This window comes from Dactylosporangium sp. NBC_01737 (assembly GCF_035963215.1).
Classification (GTDB): domain Bacteria; phylum Actinomycetota; class Actinomycetes; order Mycobacteriales; family Micromonosporaceae; genus Dactylosporangium.
Genome location: NZ_CP109153.1, coordinates 11,328,869 through 11,344,013, shown reverse-complemented (window position 1 = coordinate 11,344,013; position 15,145 = coordinate 11,328,869). Strand labels below are relative to the sequence as shown.

At 71.1% G+C, this 15,145-nt stretch carries 10 protein-coding genes and 2 pseudogenes; 8 read left to right on the top strand and 4 right to left on the bottom strand.

The genetic code is table 11. From position 1 onward, the window contains the following. Positions 1-17: 17 nt before the first annotated feature. Together OHA72_RS52205 and OHA72_RS52200 are read right to left on the bottom strand one after the other, a co-directional pair. The gene (locus tag OHA72_RS52205) at positions 18-638 is read right to left on the bottom strand and encodes a hypothetical protein (protein ID WP_327003559.1); all 621 of its coding nucleotides are present in this window, start codon (positions 636-638) and stop codon (positions 18-20) included. A 26-nt stretch (positions 639-664) separates the two neighbouring features. Next, positions 665-2,476 (bottom strand): DUF4012 domain-containing protein, encoded by a 1,812-nt coding sequence (locus tag OHA72_RS52200; protein WP_327003558.1) that lies wholly within the window; start codon positions 2,474-2,476, stop codon positions 665-667. Between the two features lie 198 nt (positions 2,477-2,674). On the opposite strand from OHA72_RS52200, the gene OHA72_RS52195 reads away from it, so the two are divergent. The 4 genes and pseudogenes from OHA72_RS52195 to OHA72_RS52180 all read left to right on the top strand — a co-directional run. Beyond that, entirely contained in the window at positions 2,675-3,724 is a 1,050-nt protein-coding gene (locus OHA72_RS52195) for a polysaccharide biosynthesis protein (RefSeq protein WP_327003557.1), read from the top strand. Beyond that, entirely contained in the window at positions 3,721-4,827 is a 1,107-nt protein-coding gene (locus tag OHA72_RS52190; RefSeq protein WP_327003556.1) for a polysaccharide biosynthesis C-terminal domain-containing protein, read from the top strand. The genes OHA72_RS52195 and OHA72_RS52190 overlap by 4 nt, the downstream gene beginning before the upstream one ends. Next, positions 4,824-6,070: pseudogene (locus OHA72_RS52185) on the top strand (glycosyltransferase family 4 protein). Before OHA72_RS52190 ends, OHA72_RS52185 begins: the two are co-directional and overlap by 4 nt. 246 nt (positions 6,071-6,316) lie before the next feature. Then, a pseudogene (locus OHA72_RS52180) lies at positions 6,317-6,997 on the top strand (O-antigen ligase family protein); the annotation flags it as partial. Between the two features lie 158 nt (positions 6,998-7,155). Here the strand turns inward: OHA72_RS52180 and OHA72_RS52175 are convergent. Next, entirely contained in the window at positions 7,156-7,908 is a 753-nt protein-coding gene (locus OHA72_RS52175) for an acyltransferase (protein ID WP_327003555.1), read from the bottom strand. 145 nt (positions 7,909-8,053) lie between these two features. Here OHA72_RS52175 and OHA72_RS52170 point away from each other — a divergent pair, with 145 nt between their 5' ends. Beyond that, a complete protein-coding gene (locus tag OHA72_RS52170; RefSeq protein WP_327003554.1) occupies positions 8,054-8,833 on the top strand; it encodes a maleylpyruvate isomerase family mycothiol-dependent enzyme in 780 nt (259 codons plus the stop codon). A gap of 14 nt (positions 8,834-8,847) precedes the next feature. Here OHA72_RS52170 and OHA72_RS52165 read toward each other — a convergent pair whose 3' ends face one another. Then, positions 8,848-9,813: an alpha/beta hydrolase family protein gene (locus OHA72_RS52165; RefSeq protein ID WP_327003553.1), complete on the bottom strand. Its 966-nt coding sequence runs from the start codon at positions 9,811-9,813 to the stop codon at positions 8,848-8,850. Between the two features lie 131 nt (positions 9,814-9,944). Between OHA72_RS52165 and OHA72_RS52160 the strand changes: the two genes are divergently transcribed. From OHA72_RS52160 to OHA72_RS52150, 3 genes are all read left to right on the top strand, one after another. After that, on the top strand, positions 9,945-10,985 hold the full coding sequence (locus tag OHA72_RS52160; RefSeq protein ID WP_327003552.1) for an AraC family transcriptional regulator: 1,041 nt from the start codon (positions 9,945-9,947) through the stop codon (positions 10,983-10,985). Positions 10,986-11,735: 750 nt separating this feature from the next. After that, positions 11,736-13,127, top strand: a complete 1,392-nt coding sequence (locus tag OHA72_RS52155; protein WP_327003551.1) for an extracellular solute-binding protein — start codon at positions 11,736-11,738, stop codon at positions 13,125-13,127. Further along, on the top strand, positions 13,124-15,124 hold the full coding sequence (locus OHA72_RS52150) for an ABC transporter permease (RefSeq protein ID WP_327003550.1): 2,001 nt from the start codon (positions 13,124-13,126) through the stop codon (positions 15,122-15,124). Before OHA72_RS52155 ends, OHA72_RS52150 begins: the two co-directional genes overlap by 4 nt. Positions 15,125-15,145: the final 21 nt, after the last annotated feature.

Below are 15,145 nucleotides of genomic sequence, written 5' to 3'. Positions count from 1 at the left end.
TCCCCGTGCCCGGCCGGTCATTCCGCCGTGCGGCGCCGCCTCGACTGCCGCACCAGCACCGCGCCGAGCAGGATCGCGATGAATCCCGTCGCCAGCAGCCCGGCCCAGTGCCCCGCGCCCGGCCCGGTGACCGCCAGCGAGTCGCTCGACGAGGCCGACCTGGCCCGGATCACCACTTCGGCGGTGAGCAGGTTGCCGGTGATCGAGCCGGTCGCGGTGAGCACGTACCGGCCGACCTCGCGGGCCCGCACAGCCAGCAGGAAGGCACCGAGACCGTCCGCGATGACCGTCTCGTGCGTGATTCCGCCGGCCTGCACGGCCACCGCGGCGACCTCGGGCACGCCGGCGACGTTCGCCAGCCCGGCCGTGCGGACGGTGCCGGTGCCTTCCGTGTAGGCGGCGCCGGTGGCGTTCTCCGTCAGGTTGAAGCGCTCGATCGTCACGGTGATGGTCTCGCCCGGCTTGAAGCCGGAACCGCCGAATGAGACGGACCCGCCGGCGGTGACCACCGGCTTGTTGACACCGCCGGTGACCGCCGTCGGCGGGTAGAGCGGATCGGTGGCGTGCGCGGCCGCTGGCACACCCAGCAGCCCGGCCGCGACGAGGACCGCCGCGGTGAACAGACGAACTTGTATCATGTTGCATCCCTCAGGGTTGGGCAGGTTCAGCACGCGGACGTCACCGGTGCCTGGCTGGTGCCATGGCTGGTTTCCGGTGCCGGTGCGGTGCGGATGGTCCAGCCGTTGACGGTCGGGGTCGTCCACAGTTGCGGTGTCAGTGCTTGCGTCTGCCTCCCTTCGGTGTTGCCGGCGTCCAGCAGGGCGACCAGGGTCCGGGTCGCCCCTGGCGCGATGTCGACGGTCGCCATGCTGACCTGGCGGGCCCGTTCGAAGCCGCTGGCGACCGTGACCTGCCGGCCGTCCAGCCGTGCCTCGGCGAGACCCCCGCCGGTCGGCGCGAACACCGACACGTTGAGCCGCATCGTGTACGGGTCACCGGCGAGTCCCAGCCCGAGCACGTAGGCGGGCAGGCCGGACGGCGGCACCTGTGAGGTGAACGTCGTCTCCACCCGCAGCATCCGGCGGCTGCGCTCGGTCGCGCAGGCGACGGGAGTGAGCGTGACGGCGGTGCGCAGGTAGTAGTTCAGCTTCGCGCCGCTGCCGTCGTTGAGGAAGATCCCGACGTTGGGCCCGGCCTCGTCGCGCAGCGGCAGCCGGCCGGCGACCGGCAGCCGCTCGATCTGTGCCTGTTCGTCGGGGTGCGCGCTCCACAGCAGCAGGCGGCGTTCCTGCGCCATCTGCAGCACCGCGGACAGCGCCGCGCGCGGGTCGAGCCGGCCGCTGACCACGGTGTCGAAGACAGCGCGGGCCGCGTCGGCGAAGTAGTCGTTCTTCTCGGTCGGCGAGCCCGGTCGCGCGTAGGCGTCCGACAGCAGCAGCCGCACCGCATTGGCCGACGACAGCCGTCCGTCGGCGCCGGCGCCGGCCCGGAAGGTCACCGGTCCGGTGGCGCGCAGCAGATACGACAGGGCGACCGGGTCCAGCGCGATGACGCCGTCGACCGGCGAGCCGCCGCGCCGGCGGTGCATCTCCGCGGCGAGCGCGGCGGCGGTCGGGAAGTCCGGCGTGAGGTTGACGTTGGCCGGGAATCTGCCGATCCGATCTCCGTACAGCGCCTTGAGCTGCGGGTCCAGCGGCAGTACCGGCGCGTCGAAGGGCCGCGTCATGTTCGCGTTGCCCTGCTCGACGATCGACAGCGCGCCGCCGGCGAACCGGACCACCATCCAGGCGCCCGGCATCCCGCCGGTGGCGCGCAGCTCGGCAGGGTTCTGGAACAGCACCAGCCAGGTCCGGGGCCGGGCGGCGCCGAGGACCGCGGGCAGCACCCGCAGCAGCGCCGCGCCGGCCGAGACCATGCCTGCGGCCCGGTCCAGCTGGTGCTGGACGGTGCGCACCGGCGCCCGCAGCTGCGGCAGCAGCGCGTCCGGGTCGATCCGGGCGACCCGGGCGCTGGCCTGCCGTGCCGCGGCCTCCGCCTGGTCCAGTGATCCGCCGGCAGTCAGGCCACCCGGCAGGGCGGCGCCGGTCAGCCGGTGCGCCGTGTCGAGGACCGCGGGCAGAACGTCGGTGGCAACCTGGTCGAGCGCGGTGACCACGTCGGTGACCGCGGCGAGGTCGGCGCCGAGGCCGGGCAGGCGGGTGCCGGCGCGCCAGCCGGGCCCGCCGACCTCCTGCCGTGCCGCGGCGGTCTCCCGCCGCAGCGCGGCGGCGAGGGTGCGGGCCTGGTCCGCTTCGGCGCCCACCACGGCGTGCTGCAGCATCGTGGTGAGCTCCGCGGCGCGGCGCAGGTGGGTGTAGGTCCGGGCGGCGTGTCCGCCGAGGCCGCCCACGACGGCGATCGGCACGAGCGTCAGGGGCACCAGCGCGGCGAGCATCCGGTGGCGGCGCTCGACCGTCCGCAGCAGCCGGCCGGTCACCGTCACAGCGTCCGGCCGGTCAACCAGGCGAAGCGCCATGTAGCCCGCATATCACCACGGTACTGCGATACGGGATTTACGTGATCGTTTCTACTAAAGCGCAGAAAGTTCGCTTTGCGTACATCACAGCGTTTCCGGGTTTAACGTCTGAATTTATGCGAAAATGGGCGAGTCAGATCATCCGGGGGTGGAGTTGACATGAGCGCAGCAATGTCCGGCCGCCGGTTCCTCATCACCGGAGGCACGGGGTCGTTCGGGCAGGCCATGGTCGCCCGCCTGCTGGCCACCGACGTCGAGGAGGTCCGGGTCCTCAGCCGCGACGAGACGAAGCAGTCCGTGATGCGGGACCGGTTCAACGACCCCCGGCTGCGCTGCCACCTCGGCGACATCCGCGACCTCGACAGCGTCCTGTTCGCCTCGCGCGGCGTCGACTACGTGTATCACGCCGCCGCGCTCAAGCAGGTTCCCTCCTGCGAGTTCTTCCCGCTCGAGGCCGTGCGCACCAACGTGCTCGGCAGCGCCAACCTGGTCGAGGCGTGCGAACGCAACGGCGTGCGCACCGTCGTGCTGCTCAGCACCGACAAGGCCGTGCGTCCCGTCAACGCGATGGGCATGAGCAAGGCCATCATGGAGAAGCTCACCCGCGCGCACGGCCGCAGCAGCCGCGACTCCAGCACCGTGGTGACCATCGTGCGCTACGGCAACGTCATGTATTCCCGCGGCTCGGTCATCCCGCTGTTCATCGAGCAGATCAGGTCCGGCCGGCCGCTGACCGTCACCGACCCGCGGATGACCCGCTTTCTCATGTCGATCCAGGAGTCCGTCGGGCTCGTCGAGCACGCGTTCACCCACGGCCGCCCCGGCGACCTGTTCGTGCGCAAGGCCGGCGCCGCCACCATCGGCGACCTCGCCGAGGCCGTCGCGAACCTCTTCGGCGTCCCCGTCACGACCGCCGTCATCGGCGCCCGGCACGGCGAGCGGCTGCACGAGACCCTCGCCACCGCCGATGAGCTCGCCCACGCCGAGGACCACGGCGAGTATTACCGCATCCCGGTCGACGGCCGTGACCTCAACTACGTGCTGCACCAGAGCAACGGGCACGGGCACGCCGTCAACGGCTCCCCGTCCGACTACGACTCCAGCAGCGCCCGCCGGTTCACCGTCGCGGAGCTCGAGACACTCCTGGCGTCCCTGCCGGAGATCCGCGCCGAGCTGGCCGCGTCCCATGCCCTGATCGGCGTCGCGTGAGCGACCCGTCCGCGACCGTCGCCGTCGTCGGGGCGTCCGGGTTCCTCGGCTGGCACCTGCGGGTCCTGATGCGAGCGAAGGGACACCCGGAGCCCCGCATCATCACCCGCGCCGACCTCACCGGCCCGCCCGACCGGCTGGCCGGCCTGCTGGAGGGCACCGACCGCGTCTACCACCTGGCCGGCGCGTGCCGCGGCGAGCCGGCCGACGTCCGCGACGGCAACGTCACGCCGGCCCACCACCTCGACGCCGCGATCCGCCGGTGCGCCCGGCCACCGGCCGAGGTCGTCTACGCCAACTCGGTCCAGGCCGGCAACGGCACCCCGTACGGCGACGCGAAACAGCACGCGGCGGCGCTGCTGCGGGCGACGGTGGCCGCGACCGGCGGCACCCTGCGCGACGTCGCGCTGCCCAACCTCTTCGGCGAGCACGGGCGGCCGTTCCACAACTCCGTCGTCGCCACCTTCTGCCGGCAGCTCGCCGACGGGCAGCCGCCCACCGTCCACGGCGACCGCGAGCTCGAGCTGCTGCACGCCACCGACGCCGCCGCGCACCTGCTCGACCCGGACCGGCCGCTCGCACCGTGCGTGCGCACCGGCGTGCGCGACCTCGCCGACCGCCTCGGCCGCTTCGCCGCCGGCTACCGCGGCAGCACCATCCCGCACCTGGCGGACCGCTTCGACGTGCGGCTGTTCAACGCGTACCGCTCGCACGCCACGGGCCGGCACGGCCTGCCCCGCAACCGCGACGGGCGCGGCGAGCTGTACGAGGCGGCCAGGACCACCGGCGCCGGGGGACAGGTCTTCGTGTCCACCACCGCGCCCGGGCAGACCCGCGGGCAGCACTTCCACCTCGACAAGATCGAACGGTTCGTCGTGCTCAGCGGTACCGCCGAAATCAGGCTCCGCCGGATGCTGGACGACACCGTCGTGCGGATCCGGGTCAGCGGCGACGACCCGCACGCGATCGACATGCCGGCCAAGTGGGCCCACAGCATCACCAACGTCGGCCCCGACGAGCTGCTCACCCTCTTCTGGGCCAACGAGGTCTTCGACCCCGAACACCCGGACACCTTCCCGGAAGCGGTCGAACCGCACCGATGAGGATCGGCATCGTCTCGCAGTGGTTCCCGCCAGAGCCCGCGTTCATCCCCGGCAGCCTCGCCGGTGAGCTCGCCCGCCGTGGGCACGACGTCCGGGTCCTCACCGGGTTCCCCAACTATCCCGACGGCGTGGTGTATCCGGGCTTCCGGCAGCAATGGCGGCACCGGCGCCAGCACGACGGCGTGACCGTGCGCCGGGTGCCGCTGTTCGCCAGCCACGACAACTCCGGGCTGCGGCGCGCCGGCAACTACCTGTCCTTCGCCGCCAGCAGCTCCGCCGCGGCGCTGCCCTACCTGCGCGGCGCGGACGTGCTCTACGTGTACCACCCGCCGGCGACCGCGGCCGCCGCCGCCCTGCTCGTGCACCTCGCCCTGCGCACCCCGCTGGTGCTGCACGTCCAGGACGTCTGGCCCGACGCCGTCACGGCCTCGACGATGGCCCCGTCGGGCACCGCCGGCCGGCTGCTGCACGGCGCCCTCGACGCGGTCATGCGGCACCTGTACGCGACCGCCGCGGCGGTCGTCGTCATCGCGCCGGGCATGCGCGACCTGCTGATCGGTCGCGGCGTCGACCCGGGCAAGGTGCACACCTCGCTGAACTGGACCGACGAGACGGTGTTCCGTCCGGGACCGCGCACCGCCGCCGACGACCTCGTGCGACCCGGACGGTGCACGGTCATGTTCGCCGGCAACCTCGGGCACTTCCAGGGCCTGGACAGCGCGGTGCGGGCCGCCCACGCGACCGGCCGCGACGGCGTCGACCTGCTGCTGGTCGGCTCCGGCGTGCAGGAGACCCGGCTGCGCGCGCTCGCCGCGGACCTCGGCGCCGGCAACGTCCGTTTCGCCGGCCGCCGCCCCGCCGCGCACGTCGCCGAGCTGCACACGGCGGCGGACTTCCAGCTCGTCAGCCTCCGCGCGCTGCCCTGCTCCGCGCGGTCATCCCGTCGAAGCTGCCGGCGGCGCTGGCGTGCGCCGCCCCGGTCGTCATCAGCGCGGCCGGCGACGCCGCGGCCATCGTGCACGACGCCGGGGCGGGTCTGGTGTGCCCGCCCGAGGACTGCGACGCCCTCGCGCAACGGTTCCTGGACGCCGCCGCGATGCCGGTCGACCAGCGACGCGCCGCGGGGGCCCGGGCCCGGGTGGCGTACCAGACGGACATGCGCATGCAGCTCGGCGTCGACCGGATCGAGCGGCTGCTGACCTCGGCAGCGAGGCGGGACACGCCCGTCGCGACCGGGCGGTGAGCGGTGCGGACACCGACCTTGCGTGCCCGGCCCGGTGGCCCCACGCACTTCCGCACCATCTGGGACAGCACCGACCATCGGTGGTCGCTCCTCGCCGCGGCGGTCGGCGGCGGCAGCGTCGTCGAGCCGACCCTGACGCTGCGGTGGGGCGCCGCCGCCTGCGCCGTCGTGCTGCTGCTGCACCTGCGGCAGCTGCGACCGGCGTTGCCGGACGTGGCGGCGGTCGCGCTCACCCTGTACGCCACCATGTCGTTGAACTGGACGGTGGACGCCGCCGGCACGCTGCTCGCCGTGCAGAACCAGTGGGCGGCGCTGGCCGTCTTCGTCACCGTGCGGCTGGTCGTCACCGACGCGGCGAAGCTGCGCTTCGTGGTGGCCGGCTACGTGGCCGGCGCGGTCTACGGCGTCACCCTGATCGTGGTGCAGAACCTGCACGTGCTGACCCTGTCCCGGACCTCCGGCGCCCGGTACGGCATCGACGGCCTGAACTACAACTACCTCGGCTATGCGCTCGCGCTCGGCGCAGTGATGATCGTGGTCCTGTCCCGCATGGTCGCCAACCCGGCGGCCCGGTTCCCGCTCGTGCTGCCGCTGGCCGGCCTCACGCTCGGCGTCGTGTGGTGCGGGTCGCGGGCCGCGTTCCTCGGCATGGCCTGCGCGGCCGTCTGGCTGCTGGTGTGGCGCACCGCTCGGCGCATCGGTGTCGGCGTGCTCGCCACCGTCATGCTCGCCCTCGCCCTCGCGGTCGCCTACGGGTCCATCGACGACACCCTCAACGCACTGGACGGCGTGTCGGGCCGGGCCACCGGTGACATCGCCGGCCGGCTGACGACGTGGCCGATCGCCCGCGACGTCATCGCCGAGCACTTCTGGTTCGGGCTCGGATCGGCCTCGTTCCGGTTCGTCAACCCGTTCGGCATCGGCGCGCACAACGTCGTCCTCGAGCTGGGTGCGGGGCTCGGCGCGGTCGGCGTCGTGCTGTTCCTCGGCACGATCTACGCCGCGGTCGTGCACGCGACCCGCGACGCGGACCCGTCGGTGCGCGCACCGCTGGTCGGCGCGTTCATCCTCGTGTCGGGCCCGATCTACATGTCCGGGCACTGGGAGCTGTCGCCGGCGGCCTGGGTCGCGCTCGCCATCTGCTCCCGCCTCACACTGCTGCGGCCCGCGCCGTCGGCCGGCCCGGTCTCCGTGCTGTCCAAGCCCGTCAGCTCGGTGAGCTCAGCGAGCTGCGCCGGTGTCAGCCGCCGGTCCGGCGGGTAGAGCAGGCGCTCGTGCTCGGCGATCGTGCCGACCGGCCAGCGCAGCCGGATCATCCGGGCCGGGTTGCCGGCGACGATCGCATATGGTGGCACCGACCGGGTCACCACCGCCCCCGCACCGACGACCGCACCGCGGCCGACCGTGACGCCGGACAGGATCACGGCGCGGGTGCCGACCCAGACGTCGTCGCCGATCGTCACACCCCGGTCGAGGTCGTCGTCGCCGGCATCCTTCGCGGCCGCGGTCATCGGCACGCCCACCTGGTCGACCTTGTGGTTGCCGCCGCGGATGGTCACCTCCGGGCCGAACATCACGTGGTCGCCGATGCGGATGCGAGACCGGGCGGCGATCAGGATCGGCCGGTAGCCGAGATCGACGCCGCTGCCGACCTCGATCGTCTCGTACGTGTACACCCCGTCCGGGTCGAACGTGAAGCCGGCGCCGCGGGCGGCGAACCGGTCCACGGTGGCGTATCCGCGCAGGGCGCGGCGCGTGCGGCGGGCCGCCGAGCAGAGCCCGTCGAACAGCACCGCCGCGTGCCGCAGCGGCCCGTTGACATGTCCGGCGAAGCGCACCCCGCACCATCCAGTCACACTCGTTACATTAGGTACAAAAAGGTTACCTGTCGTCATGGTTACCATGCGTGAGGCGGCGATGATGATCCCAGCTCTCCACCAGCCGCCTCTGAAAGGCATCGACGGAGCACCTGGAGGCGCAGCGATGGACACGTCCGCGTATTTGCAGGCCGTTGTCGAACAGACGGGCACGTTCGCCGATTGGGTCCACGGCCGGGACGCGGCGGCCCCGGTGCCGACATGTCCGAAGTGGACACTGGCCGATCTCGTCGGCCACGTCGGCGCGACACAGCGCATGGTGTCAATGCTCGTGGGGGAGCGGATGACCGAGCCGAGCAGGGCGTTCGCCGGTTACGTCCCGGGTCCGGCCGACTCGGCCCAGTGGCGCGCCTGGCTGACCGACGGCGCGGCCGAGGTGCAGCGGGCGTTCGAATCGATCGCCGACGACACACCGGTGTGGGATCCGTCCGGCGGCACCGCGGGCGTGCCGTTCTGGTCACGCCGGCTGCTCGGCGAGGCCTGCGTGCATCGCGCGGACGCGGCCGCGACGCTCGGCATGCGATACGAGCTGGAGCCGGAGCCTGCCGTCGCGGCCGTCGAGGACTGGCTGGACACGATGACCTCCCGCGGCTACTGGGAGAACAGGCCGGACTTCGCCGATGCAGTGCGCGGCGACGGCCAGACCCTGCACTTCCACGCCACCGACGCGCCCGGAGAGTGGCTGGTACGCCGGGAACCGGACAAGGTCGTCCTGGAACACGCGCACATCAAGGCGGACGTCGCGGTGCGCGGCCCAGCCAGCGACCTGCTGCTCGTCCTCAGCCGCCGCCGCCCGCTGCACGCGGCTCCCGCGCTGGACCTGTTCGGGGATCGGGCACTGCTCGACCACTGGATCGAACACATGAACTGGGTCACCGGCAGCTGACCCTGCCGGCGCGATCAGGGTCTGGTTTCGGCCCGGCCCCACGGGGTGTCCATGCTCCGCAGCATGGTCACCGCATCGTTCCAGGACTTGTCGTCCGGATAGAGTTCGCTTCGCAGGTACGCCCACACCAGGGCGCGGAGCGCGGCGACCCGTTCGGGGTTCTCGTCGGTGGTTTCCGCCGCGTCGTAGGTGCTGATGCCACCGAAGCTGTGCCCGGCTCCGTGCAGCCACAGCAGGCTCTTGCGGCCCTGGCCCAGGCGGTAGGCGTCGGCACGCCAGTCCTTGCGCTCGCTGAAGTACGTGTTCGTGTCGTCGTCGCCGGTGACGACCAGCGCCGGCGTCGTCATCCGGTCGAAGCGGGTGGCGCTGAGGATCGGCCAGTGCTCGGTGGCGTACGGCGCGAGGTCCTCGCCCAGGCCGGGTGCGCCGAGGAGCACGCCCGCCTTGATCCTCTGGTCGGGCAGGTGGACCTGCGAGCCGTCGACCGGGTCGGTGACCGTCGAGCCGCAGAGCATCCCCACGGTGTGCCCGCCCATCGAGTGGCCGACCGCGGCGATGCGGCCACGGTCGACACGCCCGCTCAGACCGGGCACGGTCGACTCGATCCGGTCGAGGTCGTCGAGGATCGTACGCACGTCTTCGACCCGGGTACGCCAGTAGAGCGGCGCCTCGAAACTGTCGGCCTCGCGCAGCCCGAGCGCCATCGAGTCCAGGTGCGTGGGCTGGATGACGACAAAGCCGTGCGCGGCCCAGAAGTGTGCGACCGGACCGTATCCGTACATCGAGGAGACGAAGTTGGACGGGCCGTGGCCATGGGACAGCACGATGACCGGCAGTTCCCCGCCGGTCTCGGGTACGGAGACCTTGATCTGCAGGTCGACGGCACGGCCTGGGACGGGAACGGCCATCGGGGCGTAGGAGAGGACGGGACCGGCCCGGTTGACCGGGAAGCCGGCGGCCTCGGTGAAGGCAGAGCTCATGGTGCTCGACTCCTGTTCCGCGTGCACTGCAGGTCGGGGTGACGGGATGGTGGTTGACGCCTCCAGCCTGCGCGCTGAGCGGTGTACGTTGAATGGTTGTCGGTTCGTATTTCTTGTGTGAAAGTACGGACGTGGCTGTTGACCGGCTGTCCGAGGTGTTCGACCTGGTCGAGGTTCGTGGAGTGCTGTCCGGCGGGTTCGCCGCCCGGGGGCGGTGGTTCGCACGCGGCGAGGTGCACCTGCCACTCAAGTTCCTCGCCGTCCCGTACGGACAGGTCCGCCTGAGCACCGACGGCCTCGACTCGCCGCTGTTCCTCGGGCCCGGCGACGTCGCGATGCTCAACGACCGGTCGTGGCTGCGGCTCGACGGCGGCACGGGCGACGAGCCGCCACGCGAAGTCCAGCCGGACGAGCACTTCTCCTTCGCCGTCGACCGCGAACGAGACGACGTGGTCGTGGGCGGCCGCATCGACCTCACCCCGGCCGGCCGGGCGCTCCTGCTCAACGCGCTCCCGCCGGTGGTGCACATCGGGCCGTCGATCCCGGCCACGTCCTCGCTGCGGGGCTGCGTGCACCGCATCGTCGAGGAGATGACCGGTGGCAGGCCCGGCGCCGCGTTCGCGATCCGCCAGCACGGTCAGCTCCTGCTGCTCGAAGTCCTGCGCGCCTTCATGAGCACCAGCGAGCTGCCGCCGGGCTGGCTCGCGGCTCTCCGCGACGAACGCCTCAGGCCGGCCCTCGACCTCATGCACGACCGCCCGGACCGGGCCTGGGGCCTGCAGGAGCTCGCCCACGCCGCCGCCATGTCGCGCACCACGTTCGCCGTACGCTTCCGCGAGGTGGCGGGAGCGCCACCGCTGACGTACCTCACCCGGTGGCGCATGCTCCTCGCCCAGCGGGCCCTGCGCGACGGCGACGTCCGGATCGCGTCGCTCGCGGCGGAGCTGGGTTACGCGTCTGAGGCCGCGTTCAGCACAGCGTTCAAGCGCGAGGTCGGCGAGGCGCCACTACGCTTCAAGCACCGTGTGGCGGGGGCCCCCCGTGTTCGTTCCGCTGCGCGCGACCTGCCTCGGCCCGGCCGTGCTCAGCGCCTTGCGGCGGCGGGCAGCACGGCGGGCATCACGGCGGGCGAAGACCACGCCGCGCCGTCGGGCCCGGAGCCGAGGAAGTAGCTCCCCGCACCGGAAGGCGGCCGGACCCGCCGCCGGACGGGTACCCCGGCCGCGCCGTCGGCCGGGCCGGTGTACCGGACACCGCACTGATCTGCCCGCCCGGCGCACGCTGCCGGCAGCTCACATCGAACGCATTGACACCTCTCACAGGGTCCTCTACCGTCGCGTCCAATCGAAATATCGAACTCAGTTCGAAATATCGAACAAGGTCCCGAAGGGGTGCTCGCGAGGGCATGCCGGAGTGGGCCGTGGTGTCCTATGTGGACTGACGATTGCCGCCATCGTGCCCGCCTCCGGAAGGGAGTGCCGCATCACCTGAATCGAATACCGGGTATCACCGTGACGCCGTGCTATCGCTGGGCACGTGCGTCAATGTCTTGCATTCCTTTCCAGGTATCAGAGGTCATTCAGATGTAACTCTTCAATGCGGTCGTGTTCGAAGTATTGACCGACCCAGTTCCGTAGCCGTAGCGTGCGGCACACCCGAAATGTATCGGGGAAATCGCTCGAAAGTTTCGGCCCTGTTCCGAGCAATGGAATTGGCGCATCACCGTCCCCGCACCGCTGAGCCTTCGGGTCGTTTCTTGACCTACCCCGGAGCTCGCGCCGCGGCGGCCGGCGGCCCCGCAGGTGCCAGCCGGAGAGGGCGACATGCCTCCCGGACCCCTTGGACGTGCAGTAGTGGCGAGACGAAGGAGGCGAATGGCCATGGAGGACAAACCGTTGTGGTCCCGGCGAGGTTTTCTGGGGGTGGGGGTTGGGATGCTGGGCGCGGCTGGTCTGGGTGCGTGCGGGGACAGCCCCTCGAAGTCGGCTCCCAAGGTCCAGCCGGAGGTTCCGCAGGAGCTCATCGACGCCGCCGCGTCGTTGAAGGGCTCCTCGATGGGGGTGCTGTCGCAGAAGTTGTACTCGACGGCGGCGAACGCGGCGCTCGACAGCTCGATCAAGACCTTCGCCGACGCGACCGGGACGAAGATCGAGAACAGTCTGGTCCAGGCCGACGCCGGTGACGTGGTGGCGAAGATCGACGCCGAGGTGAAGGGCGGTGTGGCGCGGGACCTGGCGTTCATGACCGACTCCCGGTTCGTCGCGCAGTTCCACGCGCTGGGCGACCTGGAGGACGTGACGGACATCGTCAAGGCGCTGACGGCCAAGTACGGCGAGCCCACCGCGGAGTCCAAGAACTTCTGCGTGTTCGACGGCAAGTGGTTCGCCATCCCGTATCACTTCATCGGGATCGGGTCGTTCCTGCGTAAGGACTGGATGCAGGAGAAGGGCATCACCCCGAAGGAGATCTACACCTGGGAGGAGCTGCGGGACCTGTGCCTGTCGATCTCCGATCCGGGGAAGCGCCGGTACGGCTGGGGCATGACGGTGAACCGGTCCGGTGACGCCAACGGCATGATCGAGGGACTGATCAACGCCTACGGCGGGTCGATCGTCGACAACGACGGCAGGAAGGTCATCTTCGACTCGCCCGAGACGGTGCAGGCGGTGAGCTTCCTGGGCGACGTCTACACCAACCCGAAGTACAAGCCGATGCTGCCGCCGGGTGTGGCGGCCTGGACCGACTCCAGCAACAACGAGAACTGGCTCGCCGGGATCCTCGGCTACACCCGCAACCAGTTCAGCGTCTATGCGGACTCCAAGACGAAGAAGAACCCCGTCTACGACAACACGCACGTCTTCGCCGACTGCATCGGCCCCGCGACGGACAAGCCGCTGCTGCTCGGCCAGTCCCAGGGTTTCGTCGTCTTCAAGGGCGCCAAGAACGCCGCGCTTGCCAAGCTGCTGGCGCAGTACCTGGTCAGTGCCAAGGCGCTGCTCGGGGTGGCGAAGGAGGCACCCGGCCTGGCCCTGCCCGCCTGGGAGAAGGTCTGGGACGCCGACCCGTTCTTCACCAGCGGCGACCCCGCGTTCCCGGTACTGCGCAAGATCACCCAGCTGACCCTGCCGCTGACCACGAAGAACGGCCTGGCATTCCCGCAGAAGGCCAACGCCGGCCAGCAGGCGGTCGTCGCCGCCTACGTCCTCACCGACATGATGCAGCAGGTCGTGCAGGGCACCGCACCCGCCAAGGCCGTGACCGCCGCCCACGCGAAGATGGTGCAGATCTTCAACCAGCAGGGCCTGCCGCAGTGAGACCGGTCCAGACAGCGCCGCCCCCGGCGACGAGGGCATCCTCGCCGCCGGGGTCCGGCTCCCTCACCACGACCCAGCGACGGCTGGGCCGCGACTGGCGGCTGGCGGCGCTGTTCCTCGCGCCGATGGCCCTGCTGGTCGGCGGGCTCGTGCTCGTGCCCATCGCCCGGTCGGTCTTCACCAGCACCACGCAGCGGCACGGGCAGGACAGCGTCTTCGTCGGCCTGGACAACTACCTCGCCCTCGTCGGCGACGAGCAGTTCCGCACCGGCGTGACGAACTCGTTCGTGTTCACCGCCTACGCCGAGGTGTTCAAGGTGGTGCTGGGACTGTCCGCGGCACTGCTGCTGCATCACCGCCGCCGCGGGCGGGCCCTGATCGCCGGGCTGCTCCTGCTGCCGTGGGTGGTGCCGACGGTGGTCACCGCGTTCAGCTGGCGCGCCCTGCTCGACCCGATCTTCGGCAGCGTCAACACCCTGCTCACCGATACCGGAATCGGGCCGCTGCTGGCCAGCGCGCACCTGGTGGACAGCTGGCCCGCGGGCTGGCTGTCCGACGCGTCGCTGGCCATGCCATCGGTGATCCTCGTCAACGTGTGGAAGGGCGTCCCGTTCTTCACGGTCACGTTCCTCGCCGGGCTCAAGGCCATTCCGGCCGACCTGTACGAGGCCGCGACCATCGACGGTGCCTCCTCACTGCAACGGTTCCTCCACGTGACCCTGCCCGGGCTGCGGCACGTCATCACCGTCACGGTGACCCTGTCGTCGATCTGGACCTTCAACAACTTCGACCTCATCTGGCTGCTCACCCAGGGCGGCCCGGGCGACGCGACCGCACCATACGTACTCGTCGCCTACTCCAAAGCGATCCTGCAACTGCAGTACGGCGCCGGAGCAGCGGTCACCCTCGTGATGCTCCCGATCATCGGCGGGCTGGTGTTCGTCCTGGTCCGGCTGATGCGCCGGGACGCCGCCCCCTCGCCGTCCCGGCCGCCCGGCAAGGTGCGCAAGGCGCTGCCGTGGGTCATCGCCGCCGCGGTCGCCCTGCTGATGCTCTGGACGTCGCCGCACATCTTCTGGAAGGCGGCGGTGGTCCTCGGCGTGATCATGCTGGTCGCCGCGGCGGTCGGCCGGTTGGCCTCCGCGTTCCACGGCTGGGGACGTCGCCGGACCTCATCCCTGGTGTCGGGCCTGGGATCCGCCGCCGCGCTGGCCGGGCTGCTCCTCTTCGTCCTCGGCCCGCTGTACTGGATCGCCGTCACGGCCTTCAAGTCCGAAGACCAGATCGTCATGCACTACAGCGACCTGTGGCCCACACCATGGACCCTGCAACAGTTCACCGACCTGTTCAACAACCAGCCCTTCGGCCGCTGGTACCTCAACACCGTGCTGGTGTCCCTGGCCTCCACCGCAGCGGCACTGGTCTGCGCCGCCCTCGCCGGCTACGCCCTGGCCCGGCTGCGGTTCCGCGGCGCGCAGACCTTCACCGTCACCGTCCTGCTCACCTACGTCATGCCCGGCGCGCTGCTGTTCATCCCGCTCTACCAGCTCCTCATCGGAGTCCGGCTCACCGACTCACTGTGGTCGCTGGTGGTGACGTACCCGACCTTCACGCTGCCGTTCGCGACCTGGCTGCTGGCGGGGTACTTCTCGTCGATCCCCGTCGAGCTCGAAGAGGCCGCCCTCGTCGACGGCTGCACCCGCGTCCAGGCGTTCCGCCGGGTGGTGCTGCCCCTCGCCCGGCCCGGACTCCTCGCCGTCGCACTGTTCACCCTGACCAACGCCTGGAACGAATTCCTGTTCGCCTTCGTATTTATCACAAAGGACGAGTACAAGACGCTCCCCGTCGGCATGCAATCAATGATCGCCGGAGACGTCGTCCCGCAGGGACAACTCGCCGCGGCGTCACTCCTCGTCAGCATTCCCGTCGTGATCATGTACGCCTTCGGGCAGCGCTTCCTCACCGACGGCCTCACCGCCGGCGCCGTGAAGGGCTGAGCTCCGCGGCCCGGTCTCGGC

Coding starts and splice junctions, on each gene's coding strand:
- OHA72_RS52205 (WP_327003559.1), bottom strand. CDS start 638: ATGATACAAGTTCGTCTGTTCACCGCGGCGGTCCTCGTCGCGGCCGGG.
- OHA72_RS52165 (WP_327003553.1), bottom strand. CDS start 9,813: ATGAGCTCTGCCTTCACCGAGGCCGCCGGCTTCCCGGTCAACCGGGCC.
- OHA72_RS52195 (WP_327003557.1), top strand. CDS start 2,675: ATGAGCGCAGCAATGTCCGGCCGCCGGTTCCTCATCACCGGAGGCACG.
- OHA72_RS52170 (WP_327003554.1), top strand. CDS start 8,054: ATGGACACGTCCGCGTATTTGCAGGCCGTTGTCGAACAGACGGGCACG.